Origin of the sequence: Rhodococcus sp. T7, from assembly GCF_009872365.1 — a bacterium.
Lineage (GTDB): Bacteria > Actinomycetota > Actinomycetes > Mycobacteriales > Mycobacteriaceae > Rhodococcus_F.
Genome location: NZ_WXYH01000389.1, coordinates 86928 through 96915, shown reverse-complemented (window position 1 = coordinate 96915; position 9988 = coordinate 86928). Strand labels below are relative to the sequence as shown.

Sequence of the window (9988 nt, the reverse complement as noted above, 5' to 3'; positions counted from 1 at the left end):
ACCACCTTCCTCGGTGGCGTACTCCTCGGCGCGATTGTTATTCATCACCGTGTCCGCAAATAGCAGACACGCTCTAGGCGGAACCTCTGGTGAAACCGCCGTTGGCGATGATGGTTCCGGAGTAATGTTGGTGTACCAAGCCGATGGGGTCGATGCCCTCCTCGGAGTGGTGACCGCGATAGTCGGCGAAAACAAGCCCCATCGGACCTGCCCGCACAGATATGCATACAGTTCAGCGGTGTCGACGTTGTGTACGTCGTTGAAGTAGAAACCGGGGGAGAGCTTGACTCCCACTCGCTCCGGACCGACCCGCTCGGCGGCGCCCTCGATGCACTCGAGCAGAAAACGTGCGCGGTTCTGGGTGGTGCCTCCGTAGGCATCGGTGCGCCGGTTGGTCGACGACGAAAGGAACTGCATCGGTAAGTAGCCTCCGGTGCCGTGGATCTCGACTCCTTCGAAGCCGGCCCGAATCGCGCGGACCGCGGCGTCCACGAGATGGCGGATTTCGCCGGCTACGCCGCCTCCATCCAGAGCCTCGGGCATCGGATACGGCCGGTCGTGGCGGGGGGTGTCCCTATGGTTCCCGTCAAGCCGCTGAGGAAGTGGTACCCGGTAGAGTTCCTTGTTCTTCAGCATGGCGTAGAGGACATCGTAACGGCGTCGGGCGAGGCAGATCAGGGCCGCGCCCAAGCTTCTTCTTCTCGGCACGCTTTTTGTCGTAGTAGGCGCGACTGGTGGGGTCGTGGAGGGCGGAAAACGCGACAGGAACAGGGCGCGTTTGAGCTTTTTGTTGCCGGAGCGGGCGGGGTGTTCGCCACGGATCGAGGAGCCCCGATTTACGGGTGAGAAGGTGCGATGCCGGCGTAGGCCGCCATATGGGCGGCGGAGGCGAAGGCGGAGCCGTCGCCGACCTCGATCAGGACCGGGCTGCCGCCGAAGAAACCGTTGCCGGGCATCGAGGTCAGGACCCGGGAAAGAGGGTGGTCATCGGGGGCCCTTTCCACGTCTTCGGCGACCGTTTCCGCTGTTGGAGAGTCTCTTTCAGGGTGTCGGCAAGTTTGGGGAGGATCGTCTCGGCGGCCTGGGTGCCGGGGACCACCACTGTCTGCTCGTCGAGGGCGGTGAGGATCTTGTCGACGAGTCGGGTGCCCATGCGGGGCGCGTGCTTGACTGCGATCGCGGTGAGTTTTCGCTTGCCTGCTTTTGCGAATCCCGGCTGGTCCGCCGCAGCGGGAGAGGATCTCGAGGACCGCCGGATGGGTGATGTGGGGTCCGAGGACCCGTTCGAGCCGGATGGATTCCAGTGAGCAGTCCTCGGATGCGGTTGCTCACGCGGGTGGCCTCGCCGGCGAGGTCGTCGTCGAATCCGACGTTGGCGGGGGCATGATGACGGTGTGACCAGGAACAGGTGAACGCGCGTTTCCAGTGAGTACCCATCATAGGATTGCAGTATGTCAAGAGAAGATCAGATCCTTACAGCGGCGACCCAGCTGTTCTCCGAGCGGAGTTTCGACGGGGTCGGCGTCGATGCCATCGCGGGGGCGGCAGGTATCACGGGTTCGGCTGTCTACCGGCATTTTTCCAGCAAGGAGGAAATTCTTGCTGTGCTGTTCGATCGGCTTCTCGATGCACTGCTGGTGAGAATCGGCGAGCCCACCGATTCCCCGGAGTTCGAGATCGAACGTTTGATTGCCGCTCACGTCGAGTTCACGATGGAGAATCCGGAGCTCACGATCATCTGGAACCGTGAACAGACGACGTTGTCGCAGGTGTATCGCGCCAACATCATGCGGAGGAAGCGAGCATATGTGGATCGGTGGATCCGCGCCCTCGGTGCTGGATATCCCGGACGGACCAGGGAAGAGCTGGCCTCGGCTGTGCGGGCGGTCCACAGTCTGATCTCGTCGGACACGTCCCGTCCGGGGGGTGCGAAACGGCCGTCGAACATCGCGGTGGTTCTCTCTTCGATGGCGCGTGCGTCCCTGGGGGCACTTGCCGATGGCTATGTCTCCGCGGTCGCCGGCGCGACCAACGGTTCGCAGTAGCGAGCGAGCAGCTGATCGGGCCGGGCGGTGTCTCGTTACGCTGCCGGGTCCCGACCCGGCCGGGGGTCGCCTGTCAGCCCGCCGGCATCGCGTCGAACCCGTCGGCGAAGTCGGTACATGGCCCGCCGGCGGCGGCGATCCCAAGCGTCGCGGGCAAAGTGTAGTATTGCGACATCGGGTCTGAAAATATGTGGAATGCCGGTATGTCAGCCTCGACACCCAGCTACTACTACGACAGGTGCCTATGTGCAGGCCACTATGCAGACGTCCTTGACCGACTGCTGTGCGAGCGACACCGTTTCCGCGACTTCCATCCGGACGAGGTATCTCACGGGCTGCACTTGTCGGCGTCGATGCTCAACTTCACGGGACGGGGATGGTTTGCACCTGGATCTTTCTGTGTGTGCTCTACAGGCGTCGAATCACTCTGGAAACAGCGGACTGACGACGCGAGTACCGCGCCACTTAAGAGTTGATTGACGGTGGGTCGTCCTGACACCACAAACACATAAAGGGGACAAGGTTCGTGAGCAGTGTCGATGCAGCGATCCTCAAGCTCGCATGCCGATGGTTGCCTTACGGGGGGCCCCCGGCCGAAGAAATTCTCATCGGCTTCGGCATGTCACCGCTCAGATATGAACAACGGCTTCTCGAACTTCTCGATTCCGTTGCCTCACGAAGTTTGTCAGTCGCTGAGCGAACCACCCTTCGTGCGAAACTGGCGGCGAAGCGTGACGGACGGCCATGTAGTCCGCAACGTGTCCTGTCGGAAGCGATACATTGAACCTCGTTCGCCGCTACCCAGCCCAGTCCATGGAAGCGTGACCAATGCTCAACCCTTTGCACGAAATCGATAAATCCGAGCTTGTCGTATCTGGGAACAAGTCCTATGCGGCAGGTGTTCCTGCGGTGTTGGTCTCGCTCAAGCGTGGGCTGGAGCAGATGGGTCCGGTGCGTACGGCCCGGACCCTGATGAAGCTGAATCAGCGGCAGGGATTCGACTGCCCGGGCTGCGCGTGGCCGGAAACCCCCGGGCACCGCAAGCACGCGGAGTTCTGTGAGAACGGCGCGAAGGCGGTCGCCGAGGAGGCCACCACCCGCACCGTGACACCGGAGTTCTTCGCCGAGCATTCGGTGGCGGATCTGCTGGGTCGCACCGAGTTCTGGCTGGGCCAGCAGGGCCGGTTGACGCATCCGATGGTCCTGCTGCCGGGGGCCACGCATTACGAGCCGATCGGGTGGGACGCGGCGTTCGCGCTGATCGCCGGGGAACTGCGCGCTCTGGCGTCGCCGGACGAGGCGGTGTTCTACACCTCCGGGCGCACGTCGAACGAGGCGGCGTTCCTGTATCAGCTGATGATCCGGGCGTTCGGGACGAACAACCTGCCGGACTGTTCGAACATGTGCCACGAATCCTCCGGATCGGCGTTGGTCGAGACGATCGGGATCGGGAAGGGGTCGGTGTCGGTCCCCGATATCGAGAACGCCGACCTGATCCTGATCGCCGGGCAGAATCCGGGGACCAATCATCCGCGGATGCTCTCGACGCTGGAGAAGGCGAAGGGCAACGGCGCGAAGGTCATCGCGATCAACCCGCTCCCGGAGGCCGGACTGCTGCGGTTCAAGGACCCGCAGAAGGTGCACGGCGTCGTCGGCGACGGGGTCCAGATCGCGGACGAGTTCCTGCAGATCCGGATCGGCGGCGACCAGGCGTTGTTCCAGGGGTTGGGCCGGTTGCTGCTCGAGGCGGAGGACGCGGCACCGGGCACCGTGCTGGATCGGGAGTTCATCGACCGGCACACCGCCGGGTTCGAGGAGTGCGCGGCGCACCTGCAGCAGGTCGATCTCGGCACGGTAGTGCAGGCCACCGGGCTGACGCTCGAGCAGATCCGGGCCACCGCGGACGCGTTGATCGGATCGAAGAAGACCATCATCTGCTGGGCGATGGGATTGACCCAGCAGACCCACGGGGTCGCGACCATCCAGGACGCGGTGAACCTGCTGCTGCTGCAGGGGATGATCGGCAAACCGGGCGCCGGGGTGTGCCCGGTGCGCGGCCACTCGAACGTCCAAGGTGACCGGACGATGGGCATCTGGGAGAAGATGCCCGAATCCTTCCTGACCGCCCTGGATACCGAATTCGGCATCACCTCCCCGCGTAAGCACGGGTTCGATGCGGTCGATTCGATCCGGGCGATGCGCGACGGCAGGGCGTCGGTGTTTATCGGGATGGGCGGCAACTTCGTCTCCGCGACCCCGGACACCGAGACCACCGAGGCCGCGCTGCGCCGGTGTGCGTTGACGGTGCAGGTGTCGACGAAACTGAACCGCTCGCACCTGGTGACCGGGCAGGCCGCACTGATCCTGCCGTCGCTGGGCCGCACCGACAAGGATGTCCAGGCCGGCCGCAAGCAGCAGGTCAGTGTCGAGGATTCGATGTCGATGGTGCACCTCTCCCGCGGCAGCCTGCCCCCGGCCGGTGACCAGTTGCGTAGTGAGGTCGCGATCGTCTGCGGGATCGCGCAGGCGTTGTTCGGGCCGGACCATTCGGTGCCGTGGGCGGAGTTCACCGCCGACTACGACCGGATCCGCGATTCCATTGCCCGGGTGATCCCGGGGTTCGAGGACTTCAACCGGAAGGTGCGCCGGCCCGACGGGTTCGGGTTGCCGCACCCCCCGCGGGACGAGCGCCGCTTCGACACCGGCACGGGGAAGGCGAATTTCACGGTCAACGACCTGTCCTGGGTGCCGGTGCCGGCGGGGAAGCTGATCCTGCAGACCATGCGGTCGCATGATCAGTACAACACCACCATCTACGGTCTCGACGACCGCTACCGCGGCGTGAAGGGTGGTCGGCGGGTGCTGTTCATCAGCGCCGAGGACCTGGAGTCGTTCGGGTACGCGGCGGGGGATCGGGTGGACCTGGTCTCCGAATGGACGACGGCGGACGGCAGCGTGGAGGAGCGGCGGGCGGAGGATTTCCGGTTGGTGCCCTACCCGACGCCGGTCGGGAATGTGGCCGCCTACTACCCGGAGACGAATCCGCTGATCCCGCTCGATCACGTCGCGCGCAAGTCGAACACGCCGGTGTCGAAGGCGGTCACCATCCGCCTCGAGAAGCGGGGCTGACCGGTGGGGCGGGTGACGACCCGGACCCCGGTCACCCGGATCACCGACACCCGGCACTCGACCCGCCCGGACACGGTGGTGGTGGAGGAACCCCTCGAGATCCGGGTGAACGGCACACCGTTGGCGGTGACGATGCGGACCCCCGGCTCGGATGTGGAGTTGGCGCAGGGCTTCCTGCTGACCGAGGGCATCATCACCGGGCGCGCCGATATTGCGTCGATACGGTACTGCAACAGCGTCGACGAGCACGGCGTCAACACCTACAACGTGCTGGATGTGGACCTGGCGCCGGGAGTGTTCCTGCCGGACATGGGCATCGAACGCAACTTCTACACCACGTCCTCGTGCGGGGTGTGCGGGAAGGCGTCCCTCGACGCGATCCGGCAACGGACCCGGCATTCCCCGGCCACCGACACGGTGCGGGTGGCGGCGGCGACCATCGCGGAGTTGCCGGACCGGTTGCGGGCGGCGCAGAAGGTGTTCGACACCACCGGGGGTTTGCACGCGGCGGGGTTGTTCACCCGGTCCGGGGAACTGCTCGCGGTCAGGGAGGACGTCGGCCGGCACAATGCCGTCGACAAGCTGATCGGGTGGGCCACCGAACAGGATCGGGTGCCGCTGCGCGGGACGGTGCTGCTCGTCAGTGGTCGGGCGTCGTTCGAGTTGGCGCAGAAGGCGGTGATGGCCGGGATCCCGATTCTCGCGGCGGTGTCCGCGCCGTCGTCGCTGGCGATCGACCTCGCCCACGACACCGGACTCACCCTGATCGGGTTCCTCCGCGGCACCACCATGAACCTCTACACCCATTCCCATCGCATAGTCGACTCCGCCCCGCGGGCATGAGGTTGCCCCTCGGGAGTGGACACCCGATTTCATGCGGCGACTGACAGCGTAGACGACGCCCTCAGCTGTTGTTCGAACTCGACCGGTGTGAGGTAGCCGAGGGCGGAGGGATGGAACCGGCGGGCGCACGGAAAGTGACGGCGACGCCGATTGAAGTACGAGAGGCAGTCGAACAGCTCCAGCCGTGCCTGCGACTTCGACGTCCAGCTGCGTCCGTGCAGCCATTCCCGCTTTAGGCCTTGGAAGAACGACTCGGTGAGGGCATTCATCGTTGCGGCGGTTCGGTGCGGTTGCGGTTGGCCAGACTCAAACAGTCGCACGCCTGAACAGGTACTCGCTGGTAACTGAGCCGACCGCATCCCCTGCACAGCTCCTCAATGGTAATTCTTCCTGGTGGCCGACTACGTCGCCGCCGCGTCGTTACCGGGGTGCACCTGGTGACGGATCTGCACCGGATGGGCAGACTCGCCCAACATGTCGCCGAGAGTGTGCGCCGCCGGCACCCGAACCACGTCGCCACCGGCGAGGCCGAACACCTGCAGCGGATGGGGCGGCGGACGGGCGAGTCGGCGCTCCTGGCCGAACAGGTACTGCGCACCCGAGATCCCGGACTGGCCACCGAACTCGACCGCCGCGACGACGAACTCGATACCCTGCACCGGCAACTGTGGGACCTGCCCCAGGATCCGGAATGGTCAGGTGCATCACCGCCGCGGTCGATGTGGCCCTGCTCGGCCGCTTCTACGAACGCTTCGGCGACCACACCGTTGTGGTCGGACGGCGGGTGACCTTTCTGGTCACCGGGCAAGTGCGGAGCTAGGTGCTAGCCCGCGGCGTTGACTGTCACACAGTACTTTCGGTCGATCCGCTGACCGGCGACCCGCCGAATGGGTCTCACACCCAGCAGCCGATGCGCTAAGGACCATGGTGTGGATGCAGAGCAGGTGTTCGGCGACGGCACGCCGCAACGGGTGGGCGGCTTCCGGTTCTCTTGGACGGGCAACGGTGGAAATGGTCCGAGGCCGACGCACAGATGCACGGATACGCACCTGGTGAGGTCATCCCGACCACCGAACTGTTGCTCTCCCACTAACATCCCGAGGACCACCCGCACGTCGCCGGGGTGCTGGACCGGATGATCAACGACGCCGAACCCTTCTCCAGCAAACATCGCATCATCACTGTCACCGGCAAGGTCCGCCACGTCGAAGGCAGGGCCGGCGCTGTTCTCTGCCCCGGGAACCCACCTCCTGATCGTTGACGGATGTGCCCGGTCGATCGCCGGGGCAACTTCGCTCGACTACCCAGACCGGCGCACGCTGAACGGAGTTGGAATGAGGTTCCCGCGTTTTCCCGGAGACTTCCGAACCAGGTCTGATCCTGGGTAGATGGAGGAGGATGTCACTGTGGGAACGAGGAAGTATCCGCCGGAGCTGCGGGAGCGTGCGGTGCGGTTGTACCGGGAGTCGGAGCCACGGCCGGTGATCCGACGGCTGGCTGAGCAGCTGAACGTGCACCCGGAGGCGCTGCGGACCTGGATCCGCCATGCTGCGGCCGATCACGGCGAGCACGACGATCTTCCGTCGTCGTCGATGCTGGAGGAGAACCGGCGCCTGGCGAAGGAGAACGCCGAACTGCGCCGTGTCAACGACGTATTACGCGCGGCAAGTGCGCTTTTCGCTTCCGAGATCGACCCGACCCGCAGGGGGGTCATGAGGTCCATCGATGCTCATGACTTCCCGGTCGGTCTCGTACTACGGGTCCTGGGTATCGCGTCGTCGACCTACTACGACTGGCGGGCACGGGCGACCTTGCCCGCTCGGCGGCGACGGGAGGACGTCGAGCTGCTCGGGTTGACCGACGAGATCCGCGCCTCCCATAAGTTCGCCGGCACCTACGGATCCCCGCGGGTGTGGTTGGAGCTACGTCGCCGCGGGGTGCGGGTCAGCCGCAAACGTGTCGAGCGGATCATGCGGGAAAACGATCGCCGGGGCGCCTACCTGCGCAAAGGCTGGAAGGGTGGGTCCACGAAGCAGAACCCTCGGCACATCGCGGCCCCGGACCTGCTGGACCGTGACTACCGCCGCGACCGCACCGAACCGCAAATGGGTGGCGGATCTGACGCGGATCCCGACCGGAGAGGGGGTGCTGTGGCTGGCCAGCGTGCGCGACGCGTTCTCGAACAAGGTGGTCGGCTGGCGCGCCGGGCCGCGCGCGGACACCGATCTGGTGCTCTCGGCGCTCGACTACGCCCTGCTCTCCCGCGACGTCCGCGGCAGGGAACTTATTTTCGACTCCGATCATGCCGAGGTTGCCGTTAAGCCGAGGAACTGCGAGTTCGTTTGTGCTGCTGAAGGTTTCTCAGTATTTCTTCGGCTTAACGATTGGTTGTCTGGCTTACGTTTGTGTCGTGTCGATGCCCCTATGGGCAGGAGGCGGCGATGGATACTACGATCACCAGGATCGGTGCGGTCGTGTTGCCGAGCTGCGTCTCCTCGGCGCAAAAAGTACCGATCATCAACACCTTCTACCATTCGCCACCATCGACATGATTCGCGCCGCCGTCAACGCCGCGCCACCTCAACATCCGGCGCCCCCGCCGAACACCACCTCGCCGAGGGCACACTGCAAACCCTCTACAGTCTGTTATGAACCTGAAACGTTAAGCCGAGGAATCCGACAGAAACAGGCAGCTGACCGGGCCCAACCCTGAATTCCTCGGCTTAACCCCGGCATAATCGCTGTTAAACGGAATTCGGCTTACTCCGACAAGGTCTGCCAATATACGGCGCTGCGGTTCACCCAGCGGCTCTCGTGGACGCCGGCATCGCCCCGTCCACCGGCAGCGTCGGGGACAACTTCGACAATGCGTTGGCGGAGAATCTGTGGTCGACTCTCAAGATCGAGTTGATCTATTGGCCCACAATCATATTCGTAACCAGAGCGGAGGCGGAGTCGGCTTTGTTCCGGTACATCGACACCTGGTACAACCCACGCAGGATCCAAGCCGGTCTCGCGGGACTCTCACCGGACGAGTACGAACGCGCCCACCATGTCCGGCCGGAGCTAGAGGAGACAGATATCATCCAAGCAGAGCTCACCGGAGCCAGATTGAAACGTCTCCGGAGAAGAGGGGGAACCTCACGGTGCAGTACGGGCACCTACGCGCGTCCACGGTCACCGACGGCTACGCCGGGCGAGCCCGCGACGGATTACGCCGGATCCTCACCTGCAACTACGATCCCGCCAAAGCGCTCTGCCACCCGGACCGCGTCCACCCGTCCGGCGGGTCGACCTCCCCGGCGATCGACCGGTGCGATCCGGCCTGCGCGAACATCGCGCGCACCGAAACCCACATTGCGGCACTGCGCACCGAGATCGCCCGACTCCGCGCAGAAATCGTCGAGCCGGCCACCCCGATGCCGCTGCGCGAACGCCTCCGACAACGCGTAGACCACCTGAACAAGCTCGTCGCACAACACGAGAAAACCCGCACCACGAACCGCGAGGAGACCGACGTTGACCGATGACGACGACCGGCGTGCCATCACCGCGGCCATGCAGCGATTGTTCGCGGGCACACCGCTGCGGTCGTCCGGCAAGCTGGACATCGTCAGCCTCGCGCAAGAAGCCGGGGTGAAGCGAAACAAGTTGACCCACAAGCACACCGACCTCAAGGATCTTTTCTACGCGCAGCGACGAACCCGCGCCGGCGTCCCCGACAACGAGGTCGAGCTCCGCGTGCAGATCGCCACCTTGCAGAAGTCCAACCAGTCGCTGCGAGACGAACGGGACCGCTACCGCCTGACCAGCGAAACGTTCGCTCGTGCGTTGCACGTACTGACCATCGAGAACGACCAATTCCGGCGCGACGCACGTAACCGGTCGCTCCACCCCTCGCGCCGCTCGGGCCATCCGCGCCTGGTTGATCACCTCGAGCCTGGAACCTCGTCACCAGGTGAGACGTAACC

Annotated in this window: 8 protein-coding genes and 6 pseudogenes; 11 read left to right on the top strand and 3 right to left on the bottom strand. The window is 64.7% G+C overall.

Going from position 1 to position 9988, the window contains the following annotated elements:
- A partial coding sequence (locus MLGJGCBP_RS52575; RefSeq protein WP_442972105.1) for an oxidoreductase occupies positions 1-543 on the bottom strand: 543 nt, incomplete at its 3' end.
- A gap of 54 nt (positions 544-597) precedes the next feature.
- Positions 598-1371: pseudogene (locus tag MLGJGCBP_RS44385) on the bottom strand (transposase); the annotation flags it as partial.
- A gap of 80 nt (positions 1372-1451) precedes the next feature.
- On the opposite strand from MLGJGCBP_RS44385, the gene MLGJGCBP_RS44380 reads away from it, so the two are divergent.
- From MLGJGCBP_RS44380 to fdhD, 4 genes are all read left to right on the top strand, one after another.
- Entirely contained in the window at positions 1452-2045 is a 594-nt protein-coding gene (locus tag MLGJGCBP_RS44380; RefSeq protein WP_160097162.1) for a TetR/AcrR family transcriptional regulator, read from the top strand.
- 526 nt (positions 2046-2571) lie between these two features.
- Positions 2572-2829, top strand: coding sequence for a DUF3263 domain-containing protein (locus MLGJGCBP_RS54510; protein ID WP_160097163.1), 258 nt, complete (start codon positions 2572-2574; stop codon positions 2827-2829).
- A gap of 44 nt (positions 2830-2873) precedes the next feature.
- Positions 2874-5174, top strand: coding sequence for an FdhF/YdeP family oxidoreductase (locus MLGJGCBP_RS44370; RefSeq protein WP_160103956.1), 2301 nt, complete (start codon positions 2874-2876; stop codon positions 5172-5174).
- Positions 5175-5177: 3 nt separating this feature from the next.
- Positions 5178-6017, top strand: coding sequence for a formate dehydrogenase accessory sulfurtransferase FdhD (gene fdhD, locus MLGJGCBP_RS44365; RefSeq protein WP_160103954.1), 840 nt, complete (start codon positions 5178-5180; stop codon positions 6015-6017).
- Positions 6018-6046: 29 nt separating this feature from the next.
- Here fdhD and MLGJGCBP_RS44360 read toward each other — a convergent pair.
- Positions 6047-6283 (bottom strand): annotated as a pseudogene (locus tag MLGJGCBP_RS44360) (IS3 family transposase); the annotation flags it as partial.
- Between the two features lie 144 nt (positions 6284-6427).
- On the opposite strand from MLGJGCBP_RS44360, the pseudogene MLGJGCBP_RS44355 reads away from it, so the two are divergent.
- The 7 genes and pseudogenes from MLGJGCBP_RS44355 to MLGJGCBP_RS44340 all read left to right on the top strand — a co-directional run.
- Positions 6428-6837, top strand: a pseudogene (locus MLGJGCBP_RS44355) (phosphate signaling complex PhoU family protein); the annotation flags it as partial.
- 109 nt (positions 6838-6946) lie between these two features.
- A pseudogene (locus MLGJGCBP_RS52570) lies at positions 6947-7224 on the top strand (PAS domain-containing protein); the annotation flags it as partial.
- A 181-nt stretch (positions 7225-7405) separates the two neighbouring features.
- Positions 7406-8014, top strand: a pseudogene (locus MLGJGCBP_RS52565) (transposase); the annotation flags it as partial.
- Positions 7974-8669, top strand: coding sequence for a DDE-type integrase/transposase/recombinase (locus tag MLGJGCBP_RS53895; protein WP_442972143.1), 696 nt, complete (start codon positions 7974-7976; stop codon positions 8667-8669). The pseudogene MLGJGCBP_RS52565 and the gene MLGJGCBP_RS53895, both read left to right, overlap by 41 nt.
- 162 nt (positions 8670-8831) lie before the next feature.
- A pseudogene (locus tag MLGJGCBP_RS54505) lies at positions 8832-9050 on the top strand (IS3 family transposase); the annotation flags it as partial.
- 113 nt (positions 9051-9163) lie between these two features.
- Positions 9164-9547 (top strand): hypothetical protein, encoded by a 384-nt coding sequence (locus MLGJGCBP_RS52555; protein ID WP_236581644.1) that lies wholly within the window; start codon positions 9164-9166, stop codon positions 9545-9547.
- On the top strand, positions 9537-9986 hold the full coding sequence (locus MLGJGCBP_RS44340) for a hypothetical protein (protein ID WP_160102799.1): 450 nt from the start codon (positions 9537-9539) through the stop codon (positions 9984-9986). The genes MLGJGCBP_RS52555 and MLGJGCBP_RS44340 overlap by 11 nt, the downstream gene beginning before the upstream one ends.
- Positions 9987-9988: the final 2 nt, after the last annotated feature.